General features: G+C 61.3%; 28 protein-coding genes. 26 read left to right on the forward strand and 2 right to left on the reverse strand.

What is annotated here, in order from left to right; all coding sequences use genetic code 11:
* Nucleotides 1-10 precede the first annotated feature (10 nt).
* From GIR22_RS13190 to GIR22_RS13200, 3 genes are all read left to right on the forward strand, one after another.
* The gene (locus GIR22_RS13190; protein WP_154743747.1) at nucleotides 11-802 is read left to right on the forward strand and encodes a CheW domain-containing protein; all 792 of its coding nucleotides are present in this window, start codon (nucleotides 11-13) and stop codon (nucleotides 800-802) included.
* Between the two features lie 77 nt (nucleotides 803-879).
* Nucleotides 880-1,362, forward strand: coding sequence for a chemotaxis protein CheW (locus GIR22_RS13195; protein ID WP_154743748.1), 483 nt, complete (start codon nucleotides 880-882; stop codon nucleotides 1,360-1,362).
* On the forward strand, nucleotides 1,363-1,758 hold the full coding sequence (locus GIR22_RS13200) for a DUF2802 domain-containing protein (RefSeq protein WP_154743749.1): 396 nt from the start codon (nucleotides 1,363-1,365) through the stop codon (nucleotides 1,756-1,758).
* 18 nt (nucleotides 1,759-1,776) lie between these two features.
* Here GIR22_RS13200 and GIR22_RS13205 read toward each other — a convergent pair whose 3' ends face one another.
* Together GIR22_RS13205 and fliK are read right to left on the reverse strand one after the other, a co-directional pair.
* Entirely contained in the window at nucleotides 1,777-2,112 is a 336-nt protein-coding gene (locus GIR22_RS13205; protein ID WP_154743750.1) for an EscU/YscU/HrcU family type III secretion system export apparatus switch protein, read from the reverse strand.
* The gene (fliK, locus tag GIR22_RS13210) at nucleotides 2,109-3,686 is read right to left on the reverse strand and encodes a flagellar hook-length control protein FliK (RefSeq protein ID WP_154743751.1); all 1,578 of its coding nucleotides are present in this window, start codon (nucleotides 3,684-3,686) and stop codon (nucleotides 2,109-2,111) included. The genes GIR22_RS13205 and fliK overlap by 4 nt, the downstream gene beginning before the upstream one ends.
* Before the next feature lie 250 nt (nucleotides 3,687-3,936).
* On the opposite strand from fliK, the gene ccmA reads away from it, so the two are divergent.
* The 23 genes from ccmA to phnP all read left to right on the forward strand — a co-directional run bounded on the left by ccmA (nucleotide 3,937) and on the right by phnP (nucleotide 21,995).
* Nucleotides 3,937-4,518 (forward strand): cytochrome c biogenesis heme-transporting ATPase CcmA, encoded by a 582-nt coding sequence (ccmA, locus tag GIR22_RS13215; protein ID WP_246208319.1) that lies wholly within the window; start codon nucleotides 3,937-3,939, stop codon nucleotides 4,516-4,518.
* A complete protein-coding gene (ccmB, locus tag GIR22_RS13220) occupies nucleotides 4,515-5,183 on the forward strand; it encodes a heme exporter protein CcmB (RefSeq protein ID WP_154743753.1) in 669 nt (222 codons plus the stop codon). The genes ccmA and ccmB overlap by 4 nt, the downstream gene beginning before the upstream one ends.
* Nucleotides 5,184-5,262: 79 nt before the next feature.
* Nucleotides 5,263-6,018, forward strand: coding sequence for a heme ABC transporter permease (locus GIR22_RS13225; protein ID WP_154743754.1), 756 nt, complete (start codon nucleotides 5,263-5,265; stop codon nucleotides 6,016-6,018).
* Complete coding sequence (gene ccmD, locus GIR22_RS13230) at nucleotides 6,015-6,191, forward strand: heme exporter protein CcmD (protein WP_071487711.1); 177 nt, start codon at nucleotides 6,015-6,017, stop codon at nucleotides 6,189-6,191. Before GIR22_RS13225 ends, ccmD begins: the two co-directional genes overlap by 4 nt.
* Entirely contained in the window at nucleotides 6,188-6,655 is a 468-nt protein-coding gene (gene ccmE, locus GIR22_RS13235; protein WP_178122236.1) for a cytochrome c maturation protein CcmE, read from the forward strand. Before ccmD ends, ccmE begins: the two co-directional genes overlap by 4 nt.
* A 3-nt stretch (nucleotides 6,656-6,658) precedes the next feature.
* On the forward strand, nucleotides 6,659-8,647 hold the full coding sequence (locus GIR22_RS13240; RefSeq protein ID WP_154743755.1) for a heme lyase CcmF/NrfE family subunit: 1,989 nt from the start codon (nucleotides 6,659-6,661) through the stop codon (nucleotides 8,645-8,647).
* Entirely contained in the window at nucleotides 8,644-9,180 is a 537-nt protein-coding gene (locus GIR22_RS13245) for a DsbE family thiol:disulfide interchange protein (RefSeq protein ID WP_154743756.1), read from the forward strand. The genes GIR22_RS13240 and GIR22_RS13245 overlap by 4 nt, the downstream gene beginning before the upstream one ends.
* The gene (locus GIR22_RS13250) at nucleotides 9,177-9,650 is read left to right on the forward strand and encodes a cytochrome c-type biogenesis protein (RefSeq protein WP_154743757.1); all 474 of its coding nucleotides are present in this window, start codon (nucleotides 9,177-9,179) and stop codon (nucleotides 9,648-9,650) included. The genes GIR22_RS13245 and GIR22_RS13250 overlap by 4 nt, the downstream gene beginning before the upstream one ends.
* The gene (gene ccmI / locus GIR22_RS13255) at nucleotides 9,643-10,839 is read left to right on the forward strand and encodes a c-type cytochrome biogenesis protein CcmI (protein WP_154743758.1); all 1,197 of its coding nucleotides are present in this window, start codon (nucleotides 9,643-9,645) and stop codon (nucleotides 10,837-10,839) included. The genes GIR22_RS13250 and ccmI overlap by 8 nt, the downstream gene beginning before the upstream one ends.
* Nucleotides 10,840-10,849: 10 nt before the next feature.
* On the forward strand, nucleotides 10,850-11,251 hold the full coding sequence (locus GIR22_RS13260; RefSeq protein WP_154743759.1) for a hypothetical protein: 402 nt from the start codon (nucleotides 10,850-10,852) through the stop codon (nucleotides 11,249-11,251).
* 268 nt (nucleotides 11,252-11,519) lie between these two features.
* Nucleotides 11,520-12,353 carry a phosphonate ABC transporter ATP-binding protein gene (phnC, locus tag GIR22_RS13265; protein WP_154743760.1) on the forward strand — a complete coding sequence of 278 codons (834 nt, stop codon included), beginning with the start codon at nucleotides 11,520-11,522 and terminating at the stop codon, nucleotides 12,351-12,353.
* Nucleotides 12,354-12,384: 31 nt separating this feature from the next.
* Nucleotides 12,385-13,386, forward strand: coding sequence for a phosphonate ABC transporter substrate-binding protein (gene phnD, locus GIR22_RS13270; RefSeq protein WP_154743761.1), 1,002 nt, complete (start codon nucleotides 12,385-12,387; stop codon nucleotides 13,384-13,386).
* A 133-nt stretch (nucleotides 13,387-13,519) separates the two neighbouring features.
* A complete protein-coding gene (gene phnE, locus GIR22_RS13275) occupies nucleotides 13,520-14,302 on the forward strand; it encodes a phosphonate ABC transporter, permease protein PhnE (protein ID WP_154743762.1) in 783 nt (260 codons plus the stop codon).
* A 36-nt stretch (nucleotides 14,303-14,338) separates the two neighbouring features.
* Nucleotides 14,339-15,043 carry a phosphonate metabolism transcriptional regulator PhnF gene (gene phnF, locus GIR22_RS13280; protein WP_154743763.1) on the forward strand — a complete coding sequence of 235 codons (705 nt, stop codon included), beginning with the start codon at nucleotides 14,339-14,341 and terminating at the stop codon, nucleotides 15,041-15,043.
* Nucleotides 15,044-15,066: 23 nt separating this feature from the next.
* Nucleotides 15,067-15,504: a phosphonate C-P lyase system protein PhnG gene (gene phnG, locus GIR22_RS13285; RefSeq protein WP_154743812.1), complete on the forward strand. Its 438-nt coding sequence runs from the start codon at nucleotides 15,067-15,069 to the stop codon at nucleotides 15,502-15,504.
* Nucleotides 15,504-16,094 (forward strand): phosphonate C-P lyase system protein PhnH, encoded by a 591-nt coding sequence (gene phnH, locus GIR22_RS13290; protein ID WP_154743764.1) that lies wholly within the window; start codon nucleotides 15,504-15,506, stop codon nucleotides 16,092-16,094. The genes phnG and phnH overlap by 1 nt, the downstream gene beginning before the upstream one ends.
* Nucleotides 16,094-17,170 (forward strand): carbon-phosphorus lyase complex subunit, encoded by a 1,077-nt coding sequence (locus GIR22_RS13295; protein WP_154743765.1) that lies wholly within the window; start codon nucleotides 16,094-16,096, stop codon nucleotides 17,168-17,170. The genes phnH and GIR22_RS13295 overlap by 1 nt, the downstream gene beginning before the upstream one ends.
* The gene (locus GIR22_RS13300) at nucleotides 17,163-18,029 is read left to right on the forward strand and encodes an alpha-D-ribose 1-methylphosphonate 5-phosphate C-P-lyase PhnJ (RefSeq protein ID WP_154743766.1); all 867 of its coding nucleotides are present in this window, start codon (nucleotides 17,163-17,165) and stop codon (nucleotides 18,027-18,029) included. Before GIR22_RS13295 ends, GIR22_RS13300 begins: the two co-directional genes overlap by 8 nt.
* Entirely contained in the window at nucleotides 18,026-18,838 is an 813-nt protein-coding gene (gene phnK / locus GIR22_RS13305) for a phosphonate C-P lyase system protein PhnK (RefSeq protein WP_178122237.1), read from the forward strand. Before GIR22_RS13300 ends, phnK begins: the two co-directional genes overlap by 4 nt.
* Nucleotides 18,838-19,557: a phosphonate C-P lyase system protein PhnL gene (gene phnL / locus GIR22_RS13310; RefSeq protein ID WP_154743814.1), complete on the forward strand. Its 720-nt coding sequence runs from the start codon at nucleotides 18,838-18,840 to the stop codon at nucleotides 19,555-19,557. The genes phnK and phnL overlap by 1 nt, the downstream gene beginning before the upstream one ends.
* Complete coding sequence (locus GIR22_RS13315) at nucleotides 19,547-20,692, forward strand: alpha-D-ribose 1-methylphosphonate 5-triphosphate diphosphatase (RefSeq protein WP_154743767.1); 1,146 nt, start codon at nucleotides 19,547-19,549, stop codon at nucleotides 20,690-20,692. Before phnL ends, GIR22_RS13315 begins: the two co-directional genes overlap by 11 nt.
* Nucleotides 20,692-21,255, forward strand: coding sequence for a phosphonate metabolism protein/1,5-bisphosphokinase (PRPP-forming) PhnN (phnN, locus tag GIR22_RS13320; protein ID WP_154743768.1), 564 nt, complete (start codon nucleotides 20,692-20,694; stop codon nucleotides 21,253-21,255). Before GIR22_RS13315 ends, phnN begins: the two co-directional genes overlap by 1 nt.
* Nucleotides 21,246-21,995 (forward strand): phosphonate metabolism protein PhnP, encoded by a 750-nt coding sequence (gene phnP / locus GIR22_RS13325; protein WP_154743769.1) that lies wholly within the window; start codon nucleotides 21,246-21,248, stop codon nucleotides 21,993-21,995. The genes phnN and phnP overlap by 10 nt, the downstream gene beginning before the upstream one ends.
* The last annotated feature ends 325 nt before the right edge of the window (nucleotides 21,996-22,320 follow it).

The raw sequence follows: 22,320 nt of genomic DNA on the forward strand, positions 1-22,320 counted from the left end.
GGGCATACAGATGAGTCGTCCTGTCGATCTCAAGAGCCGGCCGCAGTTGGCGCTGGAGTCCTACCTGGACGCCTTGCTGCAGGACGCGACCGAGGAGCAACTGCCGGAGCCGATCCTGGTTCTGGATGAAGTGATTGAGCCAGAAAACACGTTGGACGAGTTTCAGTTGGCGGTACTGGAAGAGCAGGTCCGTGATGCGCGGGTAGTGATACCGGCCCGGGAACCTGTTCAATCTGGAGCACTGGCTGCACCTGTGGTGGTCGAGCCCGTGGTGGACGTTCACCTGCCGCCGAGCATCACGCCGCCACCGGTGGAGCGTGACGGTCGCCCTGTGTGGGCAGCCGAGCCATTTGAATGCCTGCTGTTCGACGTGGCCGGGCTGACCCTGGCTGTGCCGCTGGTGTGCCTGGGCTCGATCTACTCCCTGCAAGGCCAGGAGTTGACGCCGCTGTTTGGCCAGCCCGAATGGTTCCTCGGGATCCTGCCGAGCCAGCAGGGCAACTTGAAGGTGCTCGACACCGCGCGCTGGGTCATGCCCGAGCGTTATCGCAATGATCTGCGCCAGGGCCTGCAATACGTGATCTCGGTCCAGGGCTACGAGTGGGGGTTGGCAGTGCATCAAGTCAGCCGCTCGTTGCGCCTGGACCCCAACCAAATCAAATGGCGCAGCCACCGTGGCCAACGGCCGTGGCTGGCGGGCACCGTGATCGAACACATGTGCGCCTTGTTGGATGTTGCCGAACTGGCGGAGCTGATAGCCAGTGGCGCAGTAAAAGATAGGCCGCTTAACCAACGTACTTGAACAAGAGTGAGCAACACCTTTGTGCTGCTTAGAGAGAACACACACCGTTTGCAACGGTTTTTGAAGGGGTCAGGGGTATGAACAAGTCAGCGTCCGCACAAAGTCTGGATGATCCAATCCTGCAATGGGTGACCTTCAAACTGGACAACGAGTCCTACGGCATCAACGTGATGCGCGTGCAGGAAGTGCTGCGCTACACCGAAATTGCCCCGGTACCGGGCGCGCCGAGCTACGTGCTGGGTATCATCAACCTGCGCGGTAATGTCGTTACCGTGATCGACACCCGCCAGCGTTTTGGCCTGGTGCCGACCGAAGTCAACGACAACACTCGCATCGTGATCATCGAAGCCGACAGGCAAGTGGTCGGGATCATGGTCGACAGCGTGGCCGAAGTGGTTTACTTGCGCCAATCGGAAGTCGAGACAGCGCCGAACGTCGGCAATGAAGAGTCGGCCAAGTTCATCCAGGGCGTGTGCAACAAGAACGGCGAACTGCTGATTCTGGTTGAGATGGACAAGATGATGAGCGAAGAAGAATGGCTGGATGTGGAGAATATCTGATTGATTCTTGAGCTGGCGGTGATCGTCCTGGCCATCCTGTGGCTCGGGACCCTGGGCTTTTTGCTGCGCTACATGCGCCAGCAGCGCGTATTGGCCCTGCAACAGGCCGAGCGTGATGCGGTGCATGACCGGCGCATCGTGGAGTTGGCCAAGCGGGTCGACCATTACCAGCAGAGTGCGGTGCGGGTTGGGGACGATGTGCACGAACTGCGCTCGATCCTGACGCCCTTGCCGGACAAACTGGCGGCGCTTGAACAGCGGGACCCCTCGAACCTGTCCTTTGCCCAGGCGGCCAAGCTGGTGGGCATGGGCGCCACGGTGGATGAGCTGACGCAGTCTTGTGGGTTGACCCAGGCTGAGGCGCAGTTGATGAGCAAGTTGCACAAGAGCAGTTGAGAGCTGCGAGCTTGAAGCCTACAGCTCGCCTCTGCTGCCCCTCTGCGTCACATCCCGCTCCATCGGCCCTGCATCAGGGTCGTACCCCACCGGAAATTTGCCCTTTAACGTCCATGCAAACGCAATGATCTCGGCGATGGTCCGGTACAACTCTTGCGGAATACTGTCGCCCAGTTCCATGCGTGCCAGTAATTTGACCAGCTCGGGGTTTTCATAAATCGGCACTTCATGTTCCCGTGCCAGTTTCAGGATGGCTTCGGCCAGGGCGTCGTCGCCCTTGGCGGTCAGGGTCGGGGCTGCTTGGCCGTCGTATTTGAGGGCGATGGCCTGGCGGGGCAGGTTGGGAGTTTTCATGCGGTTTCATCCACCCAGCGTTGATCAAGCCCGGTTTTCGGACCCTGGGGCGGTGAGCCAAGGTGGCAATCCAGGTCGCCGACGTTGAGCCCCGAGGCTACCAGGCGTTCGCGCAGGTTGCCCAAGTGGCTTTCGATCAGGCTGGCGGTGTAGGGGCGGGTGGCCCACAGCTGGCTGGAGAGTTTGCCCTGGCTCAATTGCGCCTGGACCTGCAATGGCCCCAGGGGCTCCATGTCGAAGGCCAGGTCTACGCGCCAAAGCATTTGCCTGGGTTCCTTGTTGGTCTTGTGTTCGGGTTGCTCTTTGTCCGGCGCAGGTTCTTCGCGCTGGAACTTGACTTGAAGCGGCACAATGTCTTGCAAGGTGCGCATCGGGATTTCCAGTTGCCAGGTAGTCAGCAGTTTGCCGTCGGCGGTGGTGCCGGTTTGTTCCAGGCTCGATAACTGATGGCTTTGCAGTCGGGAAATGGCCCCGGCGGCCAGGCGCAGCAGGTTTTCCAGGCTGCTTTCGCCTTCCAGGCGCTGCATCAGTCGCTCCGGCAAGGGGAAGGCGGCGGGCGTGGTGCGGGCGCCGACCTGGCCGAGGGTGCCCAACGGGCTACGTACGAAGTTGGGGAGCACCTGGGCCAGGGTGTTGGCGGCGAGAATGGCATTGAGGTTGGTCGCCGGGGGCAAGGTGGGCAGCAATTGCGCCACCAGACGCAGCAGGCTGCCTTTCATGTCGGGTGGCGCAAGCAGCGGGTTTTGCCCTGCCAGCAGCTTGGCTTCGAGGAATACGCCGCTGTTTTGCAGCGATTGGGCCAGGCCCTTGGGGGTGGTGACTTGCGCCAGGTCTGGCAGGCTTGAGAGCAGGCGTTGCACGGCAGCCCGCAGCTCGGTCGAAGTCTGGTCGCTGGTTGGCAAGCTTTGCAAGGCGTTGAACAAACCCTCCAAAGACCCCTGGCGGCTTTGCTGGGTGGAGAGTTGTTGCGTGATGGCCAACAGCTCCTGACGACCGCTCAATGGCACAAAGCTCAAGGTCTGGGCGTTCTGGACCACGGCGCTGAGCAAACTGCCCACGCGCAACGGTTGCGGGCTCTCGATTGCCAGGGTACTACCGCTCATGGCGCTGTTGAGCACACTCACCAGGGCGCGGTAGAGCGTCGCCTGGCCGGCGCCTTGGGGCAGCGCTTGGGTGGTGATCACCTTGCCCTGCAGCAGGGTACCCACCGGTAATTGGTGGGTATCGATGCGGGTCAGGGTGGCCACCGTGGAGCTGAGGGCTTGTTGCAGGCTGATGGTCAGGTTGCCCGAGGGCGCCTGGCTCACCGCTACATTGCTGCCCAAGGCCAGTGGCTGATTGCTGGAGGCCTGGATCAGGGTCTGGCGTCCCCCTTCGAGGGTCAACTTGAGCAATAACTGAAAGGTGTCGCCGCCTTGCTTGAGGGCCAGCACCTCGGCATTCGCGGTTTTCCCGGGACCAATCAGTCCTGTCTGGGGCTCCAGCAGTTTCAACAGTTCACTCACTGGCGCAGCAGGGCGAGGCGCGGCCGGTGGTGTCGGGGGAAGCACTGGGAGGTTGATGTCACCGGTCATTGCGGGCGCCGTCTCAAGGGAAATTGCCCTCTTTAGAGTAGGGCATCGCATGTATAATGCCGCCCGTCTTCAACGAGAGCGGTTAAAACCGTACAACTATTTGATCCAGCTCTCTAAACTGGCCGTCAAAGCATCTATTCTGCATCTCTTTAACGGCCGCTCCACCGCCGACTTGAACCGTAAAGGCTTCGATCTCTTGACCAGCCCTTTTCTAGAAACCATAGCGCTTACCTGTGAACGCGACCTGCGGATGCTCTTCGAGCACCTTGAGTTGCGTCTGGCGGGCGGCGATATGGTGCAGATCAGTGGGCCCAACGGCAGCGGCAAGACCAGCCTGTTGCGCCTGTTGGCTGGCTTGATGCAGCCGACGGCGGGCGAAGTGCGGCTCAACGGCAAACCCTTGGGCGAACAACGTACCGAGCTTGCCCGCAATCTGGTATGGATCGGTCACGCCGCCGGGATCAAGGACGTACTGACCCCTGAAGAAAACCTCAGTTGGCTTAGTGCGCTGCATCATCCGGCAACTCGCGAGTCAATCTGGCGGGCCTTGGCCGCCGTGGGCCTCAAGGGCTTTGAAGACGTTCCCTGTCATACGTTGTCAGCCGGCCAGCAGCGCCGCGTGGCCCTGGCTCGCCTGTATCTGGAGGGTCCACCATTGTGGATTCTCGACGAACCCTTCACGGCTCTTGATAAGCAAGGCGTTGCCCAGTTTGAAGAACACCTGGCGGCTCATTGCGAGCAGGGCGGCATGGTGGTTCTTACCACCCACCACACCCTGGCCCGCATGCCAGCCGGTTACCGTGATCTCGATCTGGGCCGGTGGTCGGTATGAGTGTGTTTGCCTTGCTGGTCGCCCGTGAAGCGCGGTTGTTGTGCCGGCGCCCGGCCGAATTGGCCAACCCCCTGGTGTTCTTTGCAATTGTGATCGCCTTGTTCCCGTTGGCGGTGGGCCCCGAGACTAAACTGTTGCAAACCTTGTCGCCGGGACTGGTCTGGGTGGCGGCCCTTTTGTCCGTCCTGCTCTCGCTGGACGGGCTGTTTCGCAGTGATTTCGAAGACGGTTCCCTTGAGCAGTGGGTCCTTTCGTCGCACCCCCTGCCTCTTCTGGTTCTGGCCAAGGTGCTGGCACACTGGGCGTTTTCCGGCCTGGCGCTGGTATTGCTCGCGCCACTGCTGGCGATGATGCTGGGGTTGCCCGCCGAGTGCTTGCCGGTGTTGCTCCTGTCATTATTGCTGGGCACACCGGTGCTCAGTTTGTTGGGGGCCGTGGGGGCGGCACTGACGGTTGGCTTGAAGCGGGGTGGCCTGTTACTGGCGCTGTTGATTCTGCCTTTGTATATCCCGGTATTGATTCTGGGCAGCGGCGCTTTGCAAGCCGCGCTGCAGGGCATGCCGGCGACGGGTTACCTGTTGTGGCTTGGCAGCCTGGCCGCCCTGGCGGTAACCCTGACACCCTTTGCTATAGCGGCTGGCCTGAAGATCAGCGTCGGCGAATAATGAGGTCTGGTTAAGCGTTTTAACCAGTAAAGACCCTTGGTTCTTTGCAATGTCGAAGAACACCGTGATGGAAACAGCAATGAACTGGACCTGGTTTCACAAGCTCGGCTCGCCCAAGTGGTTCTATGGCATCAGTGGCAAACTGCTGCCGTGGTTGAGTATCGCCGCCGTTTTGCTGATCGGCATCGGCCTGGTCTGGGGGCTGGCCTTCGCGCCGCCGGACTACCAGCAAGGCAACAGCTTTCGCATCATCTACATCCACGTTCCTGCCGCGATGCTGGCCCAGTCCTGCTACGTGATGCTGGCGGTGTGCGGCATCGTCGGGCTGGTGTGGAAGATGAAACTGGCCGACGTCGCCCTGCAATGCGCCGCCCCCATTGGCGCCTGGATGACCGCCGTGGCGCTGGTTACCGGGGCCATCTGGGGCAAGCCGACCTGGGGCTCGTGGTGGGTCTGGGACGCGCGACTAACGTCGATGCTGATTCTGCTGTTCCTGTACTTCGGTCTTATTGCGCTGGGCAACGCCATCAGCAACCGTGACAGCGCTGCCAAGGCCTGTGCGGTGTTGGCGATTGTCGGTGTAATCAACATCCCGATCATCAAATACTCCGTGGAGTGGTGGAACACCCTGCATCAGGGCGCAACCTTCACCCTCACCGAAAAACCGGCGATGCCCGTACAAATGTGGGCGCCGCTGCTGTTGATGGTACTGGGGTTCTACTGCTTCTTCGGCGCTGTGTTGCTGATGCGCATGCGCCTCGAAGTGCTCAAGCGCGAAGCCCGCGCCAGTTGGGTCAAGGCCGAAGTACAAACCAGCCTGGGAGCCCGTGGATGAGTTTTGCCTCTTTCAGTGATTTTCTCGCCATGGGCCATCATGGCCTGTATGTCTGGACGGCCTATGGCATCTGCCTGGCGGTGCTGGCGCTCAACGTTGCTGCGCCGATCCTGGCCCGCAAGCGTTACCTGCAACAAGAGGCGCGTCGTCTGCGCCGGGAGACCGATAAGTGAATCCGCTGCGTAGAAAGCGCCTGTTAATCATCCTGGCCATCATGGCTGGCGTTGGCATTGCCGTGACCCTGGCCTTGAGTGCCCTGCGGGAGAACATCAACCTGTTCTACACCCCGACCCAGATCGCCAATGGCGAAGCGCCGCTGGACACGCGGATTCGTGCGGGCGGCATGGTCGAAGCCGGCTCCTTGAAACGCTCCGGTGATTCCCTGGACGTGACCTTTGTGGTCACCGACTTCAACAAGTCCGTGACCATCACCTACCGCGGCATCCTCCCGGACCTGTTCCGCGAAGGGCAAGGCATTGTCGCCCTGGGCAAACTCAACGACGACGGCGTAGTGGTGGCCGATGAAGTGTTGGCCAAGCACGACGAGAAATACATGCCGCCGGAAGTGACCAAGGCGCTCAAAGACAGCGGCCAGTCTGGCCCAACTCCAGCCTCAGCTCCTGCCAGGGAGGGCTAAGCGATGACCTCTGCACTGTTTATTCCTGAGCTCGGCCAGTTGGCGATGATCCTCGCCCTGTGCTTTGCCATCGTCCAGGCCATTGTCCCTCTGCTGGGCGCCTGGCGTGGCGACCGTTTGTGGATGAGCCTGGCCCAGCCGGCGGCCTGGGGGCAGTTTGCTTTTCTCGCCTTCGCGTTCGGTTGCCTGACGTACGCGTTCATGATCGACGACTTTTCCGTGGCCTATGTTGCCAACAACTCCAACAGCGCCTTGCCCTGGTACTACAAGTTCAGCGCGGTGTGGGGGGCCCACGAAGGTTCCTTGCTGCTCTGGGCGTTGATCCTCGGTGGCTGGACCTTTGCGGTGTCGGTGTTCTCCCGGCAGCTGCCGCAAGTGATGTTGGCCCGGGTGCTGGCGGTGATGGGCATGATCAGCATCGGCTTCCTGCTGTTTTTGATCATGACCTCCAACCCGTTCGCGCGCATCCTGCCGCAGATCCCGGTGGACGGGCATGACCTCAACCCGCTGTTGCAGGACATTGGCCTGATTGTCCATCCGCCGATGCTTTACATGGGCTATGTCGGCTTCTCCGTGGCCTTCGCCTTCGCCATTGCCGCCTTGCTTGGCGGGCGTCTCGACGCCGCCTGGGCGCGCTGGTCGCGGCCATGGACCATCGTTGCCTGGGCCTTTCTCGGCATTGGCATCACCTTGGGCTCCTGGTGGGCTTACTACGAACTCGGCTGGGGCGGCTGGTGGTTCTGGGACCCGGTGGAGAATGCGTCCTTCATGCCATGGCTGGTGGGCACGGCGTTGATTCACTCGTTGGCCGTCACTGAAAAGCGTGGGGTGTTCAAGAGTTGGACCGTGTTGCTGGCCATTGCGGCGTTCTCCCTGAGCTTGCTGGGCACCTTCCTCGTGCGTTCCGGCGTGTTGACCTCGGTTCATGCCTTTGCATCCGACCCGGAGCGCGGGGTGTTCATCCTGATCTTCCTGCTGTTTGTGGTCGGCAGCTCCCTGGCCTTGTTCGCTCTGCGCGCTCCGGTGGTCAAGAGCCATGTCGGCTTCAACCTCTGGTCCCGGGAAACCCTGCTGCTGGGCAATAACCTGGTGTTGGTCGTAGCGGCGTCGATGATCCTGCTGGGCACTCTGTACCCGCTGGTGCTCGATGCATTGACCGGCGCCAAGCTGTCCGTCGGCCCACCGTACTTCAACGCGTTGTTCATCCCGTTGATGGGCCTGTTGATGGTGGTGATGGCCATTGGCATGCTGGTGCGCTGGAAAGACACCCCGGTGAAATGGCTGCTGAGCATGCTGACTCCGGTGCTGTTGGGCAGTGCCACGTTGGCCGTGGTGGCCGGGATCGCCTATGGCGACTTCAACTGGGCCGTGCTGGCGACCTTTATGCTCGCCGCCTGGGTTCTGCTGGCCGGCATACGCGACATCTTCGACAAGACCCGCCACAAAGGCCTGATCAAGGGCCTGCCGAGCCTGACCCGCAGTTACTGGGGCATGCAGGTGGCGCACATCGGCATCGCCATCTGTGCCCTGGGCGTGGTGCTGTCCAGCCAGAACAGTGCCGAGCGCGACCTGCGCCTGGCGCCTGGCGAGTCGATGGACCTGGCCGGTTATCACTTTATCTTCGAAGGCGCCAAGCACTTTGAAGGGCCAAACTTCACATCCGACAAAGGCACCGTGCGCGTGGTGCGCAACGGCAAGGAAATCGCTGTGCTGCACCCGGAAAAACGCCTGTACACCGTACAGAACTCGATGATGACTGAAGCGGGCATTGATGCCGGGTTCACCCGTGACCTTTACGTTGCCCTGGGCGAACCGTTGGGCGATGGCGCCTGGGCCGTGCGGGTTCATGTCAAACCGTTTGTGCGCTGGATCTGGTTCGGCGGCTTGCTTACCGGTTTTGGCGGTTTGTTGGCGGCGCTGGATCGGCGTTACCGGGTCAAGGTCAAGAGCCGGGTGCGTGAAGCCCTGGGCCTTTCAGGAGCGCCAGTATGAAGCGTTGGTTGATGGTTTTACCGCTGGCCTTGTTCCTGGTGGTGGCCGTGTTCCTGTATCGCGGCCTTTACCTGGACCCTGCCGAGCTGCCGTCAGCGATGATCGGCAAACCGTTCCCGGCGTTTTCCCTGCCGACGGTGCAGGGTGACAAGACCCTGACCCAGGCCGACCTGCAGGGTAAGCCGGCCTTGGTCAACGTCTGGGCTACCTGGTGCATTTCCTGTCGCGTGGAGCATCCGGTGCTCAACAAGCTGGCCGAGAAAGGCGTGGTGATCTACGGCATCAATTACAAGGACGACAATGCAGCGGCCCTGAAGTGGCTGGCGGAGTTTCACAACCCGTACCAGTTGGATATCCGCGATGAGGACGGCAACCTCGGCCTGAATCTCGGCGTCTATGGTGCTCCGGAAACCTTCTTCATCGATGCCAAGGGTGTGATTCGCGACAAGTACGTCGGGGTGATCGACGAAGTGGTCTGGCGTGAACAACTGGCTGCCAAGTACCAGGCGCTGGTGGATGAGGCCAAGCCATGAAGCGTTGGTTAGCCGCCGCTGTATTGGGCCTGTGCATGACCGGCTTGGCCCACGCTGCCATCGACACCTACGAATTTGCCAAAGACGGCGACCGCGAGCGTTTTCGTGAACTGACCAAGGAACTGCGCTGCCCCAAGTGCCAGAACCAGGACATCGCCGACTCCAACGCGCCGATCGCCGCCGACCTGCGCAAAGAGATCTTCCGCATGCTCGGCGAGGGCAAGGACAATCAGCAAATCATCGACTTCATGGTCGATCGCTACGGTGAGTTCGTGCGCTACAAGCCGGCGCTGACCGGCAAGACCGCGCTGCTGTGGTTCGGCCCGGCGGGCCTGTTGCTCGCAGGCGTCGTGGTCATGGCGGTGATTGTGCGTCGCCGCCGCGTCGTGCCGACCGATGGGTCGGACTCGCTATCTGCCTCCGAGCGCCAACGCCTCGACCAACTGCTGGACAAAAATACTGATGATTGATTTCTGGCTCGCAGCAGGGCTGCTACTCCTGGTTGCCTTGAGTTTCTTGTTGATCCCGGTTTTGCGCGGCCGCCGTGCCCAGCGTGAAGAGGATCGCACCGCACTGAACGTGGCGCTCTATCAAGAGCGCGTGGCGGAGTTGCAAACCCAGCAGGACGAAGGTGTGCTCAATACGGCGCAGTTGGATACTGCCCGCGCTGAAGCGGCCCGTGAGTTGCTGGCCGATACCGAAGGCGTGCAAAAACCTCGGGAGTCACGCCTGGGCAAGCCGTTGCCATTGCTGGCAGCCGTGCTTGTCCCGGTGCTGGGTCTTGGCCTGTACCTGCATTTCGGTGCCAGCGACAAAGTTGAACTGACGCGCGAATTTTCCCAGCCGCCGGTGTCCATGGAAGACATGACCCAGCGCCTGGAACGGGCTGCCGCCGCGCAACCGGATGCACCGGAAGGCTTGTACTTCCTGGGGCGGGCCTACATGGCCCAGGACCGTTCAGCAGAGGCGGCGAAAGTCTTCGAACGCGCTGCGGCTCTGGCCGGGCGTCAGCCGGAACTGTTGGGGCAGTGGGCCCAGGCGCAGTATTTTGCCGACAACAAACAATGGTCGCCCAAGGTTCAGGCGTTGACCGATGAGGCGTTGAAGCTGGACCCGAAGGAAGTCACCAGCCTTGGCTTGTTGGGCATCGCAGCCTTTGAAGGCCAGCGTTATCAAGAGGCGATTGATTACTGGAACCGTCTGTTGGCCCAGTTGCCTGAGCAGGACAACTCCCGTGCAGCGCTGCAAGGCGGGATTGACCGGGCGGCCGAGCAGTTGAAAGAGGGCGGTGGTGCAGTGGCGCCAACCAAGGCCGCAGCGTCGCTCAAGGTGCGTGTCGATCTGTCGGCTGAAGTGAAGGCCAAAGCCTTGCCGGGCGACAGCGTGTTCATCTTCGCTCGCGCTGTCAAAGGCCCGCCAGCGCCCTTGGCCGTCAAGCGCCTGACCGTCGCCGACTTGCCGGTAACCGTTGAGCTGGGTGACGCTGATGCAATGATGGCGCAGTTGAAACTGTCCAACTTTCCCGAAGTCCAACTGGTTGCGCGCATATCCCGGGCCGGTCAACCGACCGCTGGCGAGTGGATCGGCCGCAGCCAACCCCTGGCCAGCAGTACCACCACGACGCAGCAACTGACCATCGACAGCCCGGATAAAAAATGAGGAAGTGCCCATGACCGCCATTGCTCGTATCACCCTGCTCAGCCTGGTTTTAGGCTTGAGTGCTTGTGCGGTTCATCGGCCACCGGCCCCTACCGGTCCTACCGGCCCGACCATCCCACCCTCAGGCCCTTCGACCCAGCCGAGCACCAAACCTTCCGGGCCTGTGACGGCGCCGCCCAAGGCACCACCGAGCACCTCCGCCACCTTCGCACCGCCACCTGGGGCTGCCAGTCATTGGGATGGCAGAATGCAGGTGTATGTGTTGGACGAACAGTCGGACACCTTTTACCGCCAGCGCACCTACTATCGCTGGAGCAATGGCTGGAGCCGTTCCATCAGCCCGAACGGGCCATGGGAGGAGACCGACATCCACGGCGTGCCGCCGGGGTTGAGCAAGCAATACGGGCAATGAAAAAAGGCGACCTTCGGGTCGCCTTTTTTGTGCCTGGCTTGGAGTGCGCCGACCAGGCGAGGCGGGACGCGGAGCGTCCCAAGAGGCATTCCCACGCAGAACGTGGAGACGATCAAACTCGCCAACCAATCCCAACCTTTCATCAAACCTTCATCAAATGGTTTTTCTCCGGTCACATGCAAGTCATAGGCCTGACACTTCCCGCGCTTACTGTCGTTTGAACTCAAATACGGCCACGGAAGGCTGTTCAACCAAGACAGAGATGCCTATGACTCTCGCTATCCATGTCGATCATCTGAACAAGACCTTTGCGAAGAAGTCCGCATTGGTCGACCTCGACCTCACCATTCCTTGCGGTGAGATGGTCGCGCTGATTGGCGCTTCCGGTTCCGGCAAGTCCACCTTGTTACGGCATCTCGCGGGCCTGGCCTGTTGCGACAAGAGCAACGGTGGCAGCGTCAAGGTATTGGGCCGGGAGGTGCAGGCGAGCGGGCGGTTGAATGGCCAGGTGCGGCGGTTGCGGGCAGACATTGGTTATATCTTCCAGCAGTTCAACCTGGTCAATCGCCTGAGTGTGATCGACAACGTGCTGCTCGGTTGCCTGGGCCGTATGCCGCGCTGGCGCGGCAACCTCGGGCTGTTCAATGCCGAAGAAAAACAGTACGCCATGGAGTCCCTGGCCCGTGTTGGCCTGGCCGACCTGGCCGCGCAGCGTGCCTCGACCTTGTCCGGTGGCCAGCAACAGCGCGTGGCGATTGCCCGGGCGTTGACCCAGCGTGCCGAAGTGATCCTGGCTGACGAGCCCATCGCCTCCCTGGACCCGGAGTCGGCGCGCAAGGTCATGGAGATCCTTGCCGACATCAATCGCCGCGACGGCAAGACCGTGGTGGTGACCCTGCATCAAGTCGATTACGCCATGCGTTATTGCCCCCGGGCCGTGGCGCTCAAGGGCGGGCGGATTCATTTCGATGGCCAGGCCAGCGCGATGAGCAGCCAGTTTCTCAACGATTTGTACGGTGCCGACGTCGACACCAGCCTGATGTTTGCCGACCAGACCCGCCGCCCCGAAGTGCCCCCTCGGCTGGCCCTGGCTCGCGCTTGAAAACCTCCCACGACCTCTAGGAAGCCATTCCATGTTGAACCGCATCGGTCATGTTTTTCTGTCTGCCGCGCTGTTGGCCTGTGTCGGCTTGGGCAATGCCCAGGCTGCCGACAAGGCCATCAACTTCGGCATCATGTCCACCGAGTCTTCGCAAAACCTCAAGAGCATCTGGCAACCCTTTTTGGACGACATGCACAGCAAGACCGGCCTGACCATCAAGGCCACCTTCGCCTCCGACTACGCCGGCCTGATCCAGGGCATGCGCTTCAACAAGGTCGATGTGGCCTGGCTGGGCAACAAAGCCGCAATAGAAGCAGTGGACCGTTCCAACGGCGAGGTCTTCGCCCAGACCGCTGCCGCCAACGGCTCCGCCGGTTACTGGAGCGTGCTGATCGTACGCAAGGACAGCCCGATCAACTCTGTCGAAGACATGCTCAAGAACGCGAAGAGCCTGACCTTCGGCAACGGTGACCCGAATTCCACCTCGGGCTACCTGGTGCCGGGTTACTACGTGTTCGCCAAGAACAATGTCGACGCCGCCACCGCCTTCAAGCGCACCCTCAACTCCAGCCATGAAGTCAACGCACTGAGCGTGGCCAAAGGGCAGTTGGATGTTGCGACCTTCAACACCGAAAGCTGGGACCGCCTGGAAGTCACCCAGCCGGACAAGGCTGCGCTGCTCAAGGAGATCTGGAAGTCGCCGCTGATCCCTGCCGACCCGTTGGTGTGGAGCAAGGCCCTGAGTGAAAGCGAGAAAACCAAGATCCGCGACTTCATCTTCAACTACGGCAACACCGATGAAGAGAAGACCGTGCTGAAGAACATGCAACTGGGCAAGTTCCTCGCTTCCAGTGATGACCAACTGTTGCCGATCCGCCAGTTGGAACTGTTCAAGCAGCGCACCACCATCAGCGCCGACGAGAAGTTGGCGGCCGCCGACAAGGCGAAGAAGCTCGCCGACATCGACGCCGACCTCGCCAAGCTGCAGCAACGCCTCACCGAACTGGACAAGAAGACCGCCGCTAACGGCTGACGCCAGGCGACTGCGGAATCTGTAGGAGCGAACTCGCTCGCGAAAAACGCAAGAGCACCGCGTTTCTACAGGTTCCCCGCGTCATCGTTAACGACCTTCACGAGCAAGTTCGCTCCTACATTGAGAGGGATTCATGACCACTCTGCACGCTGAAGCCGTCGGCAAGCGTACCTGGCCACAATACTTTGGTTGGGGCCTGTTCCTGGTGTTGCTGGCCTGGGCCTGGCACGGCGCCGAAATGAACCCGCTGGCGCTGTACCGCGACTCCGCAAACATGGCGACCTTTGCCGCTGACTTCTTCCCGCCCGACTTCCACGAATGGCGCTCCTACCTCAAGGAAATGCTCGTTACCGTGCAAATTGCCCTCTGGGGCACGGTGCTGGCGATTGTCTGCTCGGTGCCGCTGGGCATTCTCTGTGCCGACAACATCACCCCGTGGTGGGTCCACCAGCCGCTGCGCCGGGTGATGGATGCCTTCCGCTCGATCAACGAAATGGTGTTCGCCATGTTGTTTGTGGTGGCAGTCGGCCTGGGTCCGTTTGCCGGTGTCTTGGCGCTATGGATCAGCACCACCGGTGTGCTCGCCAAGCTGTTTGCCGAGGCCGTCGAGGCCATCGATCCAGGCCCGGTTGAAGGTGTACGCGCCACCGGTGCCAGTGCTTTGCAGGAAGTGATCTACGGCGTGATCCCGCAAGTGATGCCGCTGTGGGTCTCCTACGCGCTCTACCGTTTAGAGGCCAACGTGCGCTCGGCGACGGTGGTGGGGATGGTGGGCGCTGGCGGTATCGGCGTGATCCTGTGGGAGAACATCCGCGCTTTCCAGTTCACCCAGACCTGCGCGGTGCTACTGGTGATCATCGTGGTGGTCAGCCTGATCGACGTGCTGTCCCAACGCCTGCGCAAGCAGTTCATCTGACATCGGAGGGGTGCCCCAAGGCGCTTTTTTTTAAGCATGCAGTTGTCTAGACAAGATGAGCCAGTGTACCGCGAACTCGCGGATATCCTGCGCCGCGAACTGAGCAGCTACCAGGCCGGGGACTTCCTGCCGGGGGAGGTGCAGTTGGCCGAGCGTTTCGGCGTCAACCGTCACACCCTGCGCCGCGCCATTGATGAGTTGGTGTTCGAAGGCAGCCTGTTGCGCTTGCAGGGCAAGGGCACTCAGGTACTGGACCGGCCGCTGATTTACCCGATGGGCGCCGACACCGCCTACAGCCAATCACTGTCGGCCCAGGGCCATGGGGTGGAGGCGGTGTTGCTCAAGCGCCGTTACTGCTACGCCAGCCGTGAAGAGGCAGGGCACCTGGGCATTGCCGAGATGGCGCCGATGATCGAGCTGCAAACACTACGCAAGCTCGACCACCAGCCCGTGAGCCTGATCCGCCATCGTTACTGCGCCAGCCATGCGTCGTTGCTGGCGGACTATGCCGGCGGCTCCCTGCGCCAGTACCTGCGCGAACGGAACCTGCCGTTGACCCGCACCCTGAGCCTGATTGGCGCCCGTTTACCCAACCGTGACGAAGCCGCGCTGCTGATGATGCCTCGGCATTTGCCGGCGCTGACCGTGTTCACCCTTTCCCGCGATCGCGATGGCCGCCCGGTGGAGCTGGCGCAGTCCACCAGCCGTTCAGATCGTTTCCAGTATCAGGTACTGACCTGATGGAGAGCTTGATGCAGACCCCGATGAGCCTGTCCCCACGTCAACACTGGATCGGTGTGCTCGCCCGCGCCCTTCGCAGTGAAATCCTGCCCTTTGAGGCGGCCCTGCGCGATGCGGATTATCAACTGATCCGTGCCCCGGAAATCGGCATGACCTTGGTGCGTGGCCGCATGGGCGGCAATGGCGCGCCGTTCAACGTCGGTGAAATGAGCGTCACCCGTTGCGTGGTGCGCCTGGCCGATGGCCGCACCGGCTACAGCTACCTGGCGGGTCGCGACAAGGATCACGCCGAACTGGCCGCCTTGGCCGACGCCCACCTGCAAGACGCGCAACCGAGCGTGTGGCTCAGCGATTTGATCACCACGTTGGCCACGGCCCAGGCCACGCGCCAAGCACAAAAAGCGGCTGAAACCGCCGCCACCAAGGTGGAGTTCTTCACCTTGGTACGAGGAGAAAACTGATGAATGCACAGCTGTTGCAACCGGCTTTTGTCGACCCGGTGCTGGATGCCCAGCGGGGTTTTCGTGCGGCCCTCAAGGCGCTCGCCGAACCCGGCCTGATCCAACATTTACCGTCGGCACCGCGTCTTGATGGCCTGGCACCTGCGACTTATGCCTTGTGCCTGGCGTTGCTGGATGTCGACACGCCGCTATGGCTGGCACCGTCCTTCGACACACCGCTGATTCGCGCCAACCTGGCCTTTCACTGTGGTTGCCCGCTGACCACACGCCGGGAGGAAGCGGTATTCGCCTTGCTCGATGAACAGGACCTGCCGGACCTCGGCGGCTTCGATCATGGCAACGACCGTTACCCGGACCAGTCCTGCACCTTGTTGGTCCAGTTGAGCGATTTGCAAACCGGGCCGACCTTGAGCTGGCGGGGGCCGGGCATCGAGGCCCAGCGCCAGGTCAATTTGCCGGTGAGTGGGGCCTTCTGGCTGCAACGTCAACACCGCGAAGCCTTCCCCCGCGGCCTGGATGTGCTGTTCGCTGCCGGCCACCATCTGATTGGCTTGCCGCGCAGTACGCGAATCACAGAGGAGTTTGCCTGATGTACGTAGCCGTCAAAGGTGGCGAACAGGCCATCGACAATGCCCACTGCCTGCTGGCGAAAAAACGCCGGGGCGATACCGCCATTCCCGAACTGAGCGTCGAACAGATCCGTCAGCAATTGCCTCTCGCTGTCGCGCGGGTGATGAGCGAAGGCTCGCTGTACGACGAAGAGTTGGCCGCGCTGGCCATCAAGCAAGCGGCGGGGGATCTGGTGGAGGCGATCTTCCTGCTACGGGCCTACCGCACGACGTTGCCGCGCTTTAGCCCGAGCCTGCCGATCGATACCGCGCAGATGGCGCTGAGCCGGCGTTTGTCTGCGACTTTCAAGGATGTACCCGGCGGCCAACTGCTGGGCCCGACCTTTGATTACACCCATCGCCTGCTGGATTTTGCACTGCTGGCCGAGGGTGAGTATCCGGGGCCGCAGGCCAACCCGCAGGCCAGCCTTGAAGCGTGTCCGCGGGTGCTGGGTTTGTTGGCCAAGGAAGGTTTGATCAAGAGCGAGGCCGACGACACCGGCACCGTCGCCGACATCACTCGCGACCCGCTGGAATACCCTGCCAGCCGCGCCGAACGCCTGCAAGCGTTGGCTCGGGGCGATGAAGGGTTTCTGCTGGCGCTGGGTTATTCGACCCAACGCGGATACGGGCGTAACCACCCGTTTGCCGGTGAGATTCGCATTGGCGAGGTCGAGGTGTGGATCGACCCCGAAGAGCTGGGATTTCCCATTTGCCTGGGCAGTATCGAAGTCTCCGAATGCGAGATGGTCAACCAGTTCGTCGGTTCGGCCACGGAGTTGGCGCAGTTTACCCGTGGTTACGGCTTGGCGTTCGGGCATGCCGAGCGCAAGGCGATGGGCATGGCGTTGGTGGACCGTTCACTGCGGGCCGAGGAGTACAACGAAGAGATCGTCTCACCGGCCCAGCGTGAAGAGTTCGTGCTGGCCCATTGCGACAACGTCGAGGCCGCCGGCTTTGTCTCACACCTCAAGTTGCCTCACTACGTCGATTTCCAGTCCGAGCTGGAACTGATCCGCAAACTGCGCCAACCGGCTGAGGGCAACCGCCATGAATGACCTGACCCAGACGCCTGCGCGCGACCCAGCCTACAACTTCGCATACCTTGATGAGCAGACCAAGCGCATGATCCGCCGTGCCTTGCTCAAGGCGGTGGCGATCCCCGGCTACCAGGTGCCGTTTGGTGGGCGCGAGATGCCGTTGCCTTACGGTTGGGGTACCGGCGGCATGCAATTGACCGCAGCGATTCTCGGTGCCGACGATGTGCTCAAGGTCATTGACCAGGGCGCTGATGACACCACCAACGCGGTGTCGATCCGCCGTTTTTTTGCGCGCACCGCCGGTGTCGCCACCACCGAAAGCACCCCCGATGCGACGGTAATCCAGACGCGTCACCGTATTCCGGAAACCCCGTTGCAGGCTGACCAGATCCTGGTCTACCAGGTGCCGATCCCCGAGCCGCTACGCTTTATCGAACCCTCGGAAACCGAGACCCGCACCATGCACGCCCTCAACGATTATGGGGTGATGCACGTAAAACTTTATGAAGACATCGCCACCTTTGGCCATATCGCCACCGCCTACGCCTACCCGGTAACAGTCGACGAGCGCTACGTGATGGATCCCTCGCCGATCCCCAAGTTCGACAACCCGAAACTCGACATGAGCCCGGCGCTGATGCTGTTCGGTGCCGGTCGCGAAAAGCGTCTGTACGCGGTACCGCCGTTTACCCGGGTCACCAGCCTGGATTTTGAAGACCACCCGTTCGAAGTGCAGAAGTGGCAGCACAGTTGCGCCATTTGCGGCAGCCGCGAGTCGTTCCTCGATGAGCTGATTCTCGACGATGCCGGTACCCAGAGTTTTGTCTGTTCCGACACCTGGTATTGCGCCCAGCGGGTCAAGGAGAGCAACCAATGATCCAGTCCCTGATGAAACAACTACCCGTGAGTGTGCCCGTCGAACCGTTGTTGCAAGTACGCGACCTGTCCCTGCTGTACGGCCCGGAGAAGGGCTGCCAGGGCGTGAGCTTCGACCTGTATCCCGGCGAAGTGCTGGGGATTGTCGGTGAGTCCGGCTCGGGCAAGTCCACCTTGCTTTCGTTGTTGAGCGGGCGCTTGCCGCCCCAGGCTGGCAGCATCAGCTATCGCGGCAAGGACCAGCAATGGCTGGACCTATACAGCGCCAGTGAAGCGCAGCGCCGCACCTTGCTGCGTACCGAATGGGGCTTCGTCGAGCAGAACCCGCGGGACGGCTTGCGCATGGGGGTTTCCGCCGGCGCCAATATTGGCGAACGGTTGATGGCGCAAGGCGTACGCAACTACCAGCAACTCCGCGGCGCGGGACTTGATTGGCTGAACCAGGTGGAAATCGACCCGCTGCGCATCGACGACTTGCCCCGGACCTTTTCCGGCGGCATGCAACAGCGCCTGCAAATTGCCCGCAACCTCGTATCGAGCCCGCGCCTAGTGTTTATGGATGAGCCCACCGGTGGACTCGACGTTTCGGTGCAAGCACGTTTGCTCGACCTGTTGCGCGGCCTGGTGCGTGAACTGGACCTGGCGGTGGTGATCGTCACCCACGACCTGGCCGTCGCACGTCTGCTGGCTGACCGCTTGATGGTGATGCGCCGCTCACGGGTGGTGGAAACCGGGCTCACGGATCAGATCCTTGACGATCCACAGCACCCTTACTCTCAACTGCTGGTGTCTTCGGTACTGCAGCCATGATGAATGCCCTGATCGAAGTTCGTGACCTCTCGAAAACCTTCACCTTGCACCAACAGCACGGTGTGGTACTCAACGTACTGCAGGGGGTGGAATTCAGCGTGCAGGGCGGTGAGTGCCTGGTACTGCATGGCCAGTCCGGCGCCGGTAAAAGCACCTTGCTGCGTACCTTGTACGGTAACTATTTACCGGCTGGCGGCAGCATTCGTGTGCAGCATGCCGGGGCCTGGCTGGAACTGGTGGGCGCCGAGCCACGGGACATTCTCCAGGTGCGCCAGCAGACCTTGGGCTACGTCAGCCAGTTTCTGCGAGTAATCCCTCGGGTGGCTTGCCTGGACGTGGTGATGGAGCCTGCCCTGGCCCGTGGTTGGTCCAAGGCGCTGGCGCGTTCCCGTGCCGAACTGTTGCTCAGCCGCCTGAATATTCCTGAACGCCTCTGGCAACTGGCGCCAGGCACCTTCTCCGGTGGCGAGCAGCAGCGGGTCAATATCGCTCGCGGGTTCATGGTGGATTGGCCGGTGATGCTGCTGGACGAACCCACCGCCTCCCTGGACGACAACAATCGCCACGTTGTTTTGGAACTGATGAACGAAGCCAAGGCCGGTGGCGCCGCGCTGATCGGTATCTTCCACGACCGCACCGCCCGTGAAACCGTCGCCGACCGTCATTTCGACATGACGCCCACTGCCGTCGCCGAAGAGGAATACGCCCATGCCCGCTGAACAGATCCTCAGCAATGCCCAAGTGGTCACCGCTGATCGTGTCTTCACCGGTGCAGTGGTGTTGCGCGACGGGCTGATCGTCGATATCGCCGAGGGCCGCAGCCAGTTGCCTCAAGCCCAGGACCTGTGCGGTGATTTCCTGCTGCCGGGCCTGGTGGAATTGCACACCGACAACCTGGAAAAACACATGACTCCGCGCCCCGGCGTGGACTGGCCGTCGACCTCGGCGGTGCTCAGCCATGATGCGCAAATCATCGCTGCCGGGATCACCACGGTGTTCGATGCGGTGTCCATCGGTGACGTCAATCCCAAGGGCAACCGCATGCAGAAACTGCCGGGCATGCTCAATGCCATCGCCGCTGCCGAAGTCGCCGGCCTGACTCGCGCCGAACACCGCCTGCACCTGCGTTGCGAACTGTGCCACCCCGATACCCTGAGTGTGTTCCGCGACCTGGTGGAAAACCCGCTGGTGCAACTGGTATCGGTGATGGACCACTCGCCGGGCCAGCGCCAGTTTGTGCTGGAATCCAAGTACCGTGAGTACTACATGGGCAAGTACCACTTGAACGATGAAACCATGGACGCCTTTATCGTGCTGCAAAAGGCCAACTCCAGGGCATATAGCGACCGTTATCGCGCCGCCATCGTTGAACATTGCCTGGCCCGTGGCCTGTCGGTGGCCAGTCATGATGATGCGACCCTGGCGCATGTCGAGGAATCGGCGCGGTATGGCATGACCATTGCCGAATTCCCGACCACCCTGGAAGCCGCGCGTGGCTGCCGGCAATTGAACATGAAAGTTTTGATGGGCGCGCCGAACGTGGTGCGTGGCGGGTCCCACTCGGGTAATGTGGCCGCCGCTGGCCTGGCTGCCGAGGGTTTGCTGGATATACTTTCCAGTGACTACTACCCGGCGAGCCTGCTGCAAGCGGCCTTTACCCTGGCAGCACAGGACAACGGCTGCGATTTGCCCCAGGCGGTCAAGATGATCAGCCTGGCCCCTGCGCGAGCGGCGGGCTTGAGCGATCGCGGCGAAATTGCCTGCGGCCTGCGGGCGGACTTGGTGCAGGCCAGGAGCCAGGACGGGCTGCCAGTGGTCCAACAAGTCTGGCGACAAGCGAAGAGGGTGTTTTGATGGCGGGCAGGTTGATCTATCTCATCGGACCATCGGGTTCGGGCAAGGACAGCCTGTTGGATGCCGCGCGTGCGCGCTTGGCCGAACGCGGCTGCCGCATTGTGCGGCGGGTCATCACCCGCTCGCCGGAATCGGTGGGTGAGGCGGCCCAAGGTGTCAGCCCTGGGCAATTTGCAGTGATGGACGCCGAGGGTGCGTTTGCCCTCAGTTGGCAGGCCAACGGGCTGTCCTACGGTATTCCACGGGAAATCGACGATTGGCTGGCGGCGGGGGAGGACGTATTGGTCAATGGCTCCCGTGGGCATCTGGCGCAAACCCGGCTGCGCTATCCGAGGCTGCTGGTACTGTTGCTGACCGTCGAGCAGGCGGTGTTGCGCCAGCGCTTGCTGGCGCGGGGCCGCGAATCCCTGGCCGATATCGACGAGCGCCTGGCGCGTAACGCACGGTTCAGCGAAAGCCTGGCTTCGGCGCCGGGGGTGTTCCTGCTCGACAACTCCGGCCCGCTGGAGCGCACGGTCGAGCGCCTGCTGGGCTGCCTGGACGGGCAATCTGCATGCGCCTGACCCTGCTGGGCACCGGCGACGCCCGCCAAGTCCCTGTCTACGGGTGCGACTGCGCCGCCTGCACGCTGGCCCGCAGTAATGCGAGCCTGCGTCGCTTGCCTTGCAGCGCACTGATTGAATGCGGCGATCAGCGTTGGCTGATCGACAGTGGCTTGCCAGACCTCACCGAACGCTTCCCGCCACGCAGCTTCAGCGGTATTTTGCAGACCCATTACCACGCCGATCATGCCCAAGGCCTGCTGCATTTGCGCTGGGGCCATGGCCTGGTCATTCCGGTCCACGGTCCAGTGGATCCGCAAGGACTGTCCGATCTCTACAAACACCCGGGCATCCTCGATTTCAGCCAGCCCTTTGCTGCGTTCGAAACCAGGCACTTTGGCGAACTGGCCGTCACCGCGCTGCCACTGCAACATTCCAAACCCACTTTCGGCTATCTGCTGGAAGGGCAAGGGCGACGCATCGCCTACCTGACCGACACCACAGGCCTGCCCCCGGCTACCCTCGACTGGTTGCAGCGTGAAGCGCTCAACGTGCTGGTCATCGACTGCTCAATGCCGCCGCAACCGCAACCACCGCGTAACCACAATGACCTGACACTGGCGTTGCGCTGCATAGAAGACGCAGGCGCCGAGCTTGGCGTGCTGACCCATGTGGGGCATACGCTGGATGCATGGTTGCTGGAGCACCGTCGGGAGTTGCCGCAGCATGTGACGGTGGGGTGGGACGGGCGAGTGATATAGCCGCAGGCAACTGTTTTTTTTGTGCGAAAAGCACTTTGGCGAAAGTGGTAAATGTGAGCGGGAGTTGTTGGTTTCTCTATGTTTGCAGAGAGAATGTTTTCGGGTTTTTTAATGATCTTAAATTTCTCTGTGCATAAGCTTATTTGGGTGGGGTATATAGTTGCCTTGTGTGTTTCTGGTTTTTTTGCGAAAGTTTATTTGTGGATTTTTATAGGGCTTTTAATGAGGGTAGATGTTTGTAGTTTTGTTTTTTTTCTTAAAAATCAGTTGGATGTTTTTTTGTCGCGAGTGTATTTATTTCATTGTTTAAATTGAAGATTTATTT

The sequence above is a fragment of the Pseudomonas karstica genome, from assembly GCF_009707515.1.
Lineage (GTDB): Bacteria > Pseudomonadota > Gammaproteobacteria > Pseudomonadales > Pseudomonadaceae > Aquipseudomonas > Aquipseudomonas karstica.

What these genes read in the sequence shown, in the direction of transcription:
- ccmI (WP_154743758.1), top strand. Translation starts at nt 9,643, where the DNA reads ATGATTGATTTCTGGCTCGCAGCAGGGCTGCTACTCCTGGTTGCCTTG.
- GIR22_RS13225 (WP_154743754.1), top strand. Translation starts at nt 5,263, where the DNA reads ATGAACTGGACCTGGTTTCACAAGCTCGGCTCGCCCAAGTGGTTCTAT.
- GIR22_RS13245 (WP_154743756.1), top strand. Translation starts at nt 8,644, where the DNA reads ATGAAGCGTTGGTTGATGGTTTTACCGCTGGCCTTGTTCCTGGTGGTG.
- phnG (WP_154743812.1), top strand. Translation starts at nt 15,067, where the DNA reads ATGAGCCTGTCCCCACGTCAACACTGGATCGGTGTGCTCGCCCGCGCC.
- ccmA (WP_246208319.1), top strand. Translation starts at nt 3,937, where the DNA reads ATGCTCTTCGAGCACCTTGAGTTGCGTCTGGCGGGCGGCGATATGGTG.
- phnL (WP_154743814.1), top strand. Translation starts at nt 18,838, where the DNA reads ATGAATGCCCTGATCGAAGTTCGTGACCTCTCGAAAACCTTCACCTTG.
- GIR22_RS13295 (WP_154743765.1), top strand. Translation starts at nt 16,094, where the DNA reads ATGTACGTAGCCGTCAAAGGTGGCGAACAGGCCATCGACAATGCCCAC.
- ccmD (WP_071487711.1), top strand. Translation starts at nt 6,015, where the DNA reads ATGAGTTTTGCCTCTTTCAGTGATTTTCTCGCCATGGGCCATCATGGC.
- ccmB (WP_154743753.1), top strand. Translation starts at nt 4,515, where the DNA reads ATGAGTGTGTTTGCCTTGCTGGTCGCCCGTGAAGCGCGGTTGTTGTGC.
- phnC (WP_154743760.1), top strand. Translation starts at nt 11,520, where the DNA reads ATGACTCTCGCTATCCATGTCGATCATCTGAACAAGACCTTTGCGAAG.
- phnD (WP_154743761.1), top strand. Translation starts at nt 12,385, where the DNA reads ATGTTGAACCGCATCGGTCATGTTTTTCTGTCTGCCGCGCTGTTGGCC.
- GIR22_RS13190 (WP_154743747.1), top strand. Translation starts at nt 11, where the DNA reads ATGAGTCGTCCTGTCGATCTCAAGAGCCGGCCGCAGTTGGCGCTGGAG.
- GIR22_RS13260 (WP_154743759.1), top strand. Translation starts at nt 10,850, where the DNA reads ATGACCGCCATTGCTCGTATCACCCTGCTCAGCCTGGTTTTAGGCTTG.
- phnK (WP_178122237.1), top strand. Translation starts at nt 18,026, where the DNA reads ATGATCCAGTCCCTGATGAAACAACTACCCGTGAGTGTGCCCGTCGAA.
- phnN (WP_154743768.1), top strand. Translation starts at nt 20,692, where the DNA reads ATGGCGGGCAGGTTGATCTATCTCATCGGACCATCGGGTTCGGGCAAG.
- phnE (WP_154743762.1), top strand. Translation starts at nt 13,520, where the DNA reads ATGACCACTCTGCACGCTGAAGCCGTCGGCAAGCGTACCTGGCCACAA.
- GIR22_RS13250 (WP_154743757.1), top strand. Translation starts at nt 9,177, where the DNA reads ATGAAGCGTTGGTTAGCCGCCGCTGTATTGGGCCTGTGCATGACCGGC.
- GIR22_RS13315 (WP_154743767.1), top strand. Translation starts at nt 19,547, where the DNA reads ATGCCCGCTGAACAGATCCTCAGCAATGCCCAAGTGGTCACCGCTGAT.
- phnP (WP_154743769.1), top strand. Translation starts at nt 21,246, where the DNA reads ATGCGCCTGACCCTGCTGGGCACCGGCGACGCCCGCCAAGTCCCTGTC.
- GIR22_RS13205 (WP_154743750.1), bottom strand. Translation starts at nt 2,112, where the DNA reads ATGAAAACTCCCAACCTGCCCCGCCAGGCCATCGCCCTCAAATACGAC.
- GIR22_RS13195 (WP_154743748.1), top strand. Translation starts at nt 880, where the DNA reads ATGAACAAGTCAGCGTCCGCACAAAGTCTGGATGATCCAATCCTGCAA.
- GIR22_RS13240 (WP_154743755.1), top strand. Translation starts at nt 6,659, where the DNA reads ATGACCTCTGCACTGTTTATTCCTGAGCTCGGCCAGTTGGCGATGATC.
- fliK (WP_154743751.1), bottom strand. Translation starts at nt 3,686, where the DNA reads ATGACCGGTGACATCAACCTCCCAGTGCTTCCCCCGACACCACCGGCC.
- phnF (WP_154743763.1), top strand. Translation starts at nt 14,339, where the DNA reads ATGCAGTTGTCTAGACAAGATGAGCCAGTGTACCGCGAACTCGCGGAT.
- phnH (WP_154743764.1), top strand. Translation starts at nt 15,504, where the DNA reads ATGAATGCACAGCTGTTGCAACCGGCTTTTGTCGACCCGGTGCTGGAT.
- GIR22_RS13300 (WP_154743766.1), top strand. Translation starts at nt 17,163, where the DNA reads ATGAATGACCTGACCCAGACGCCTGCGCGCGACCCAGCCTACAACTTC.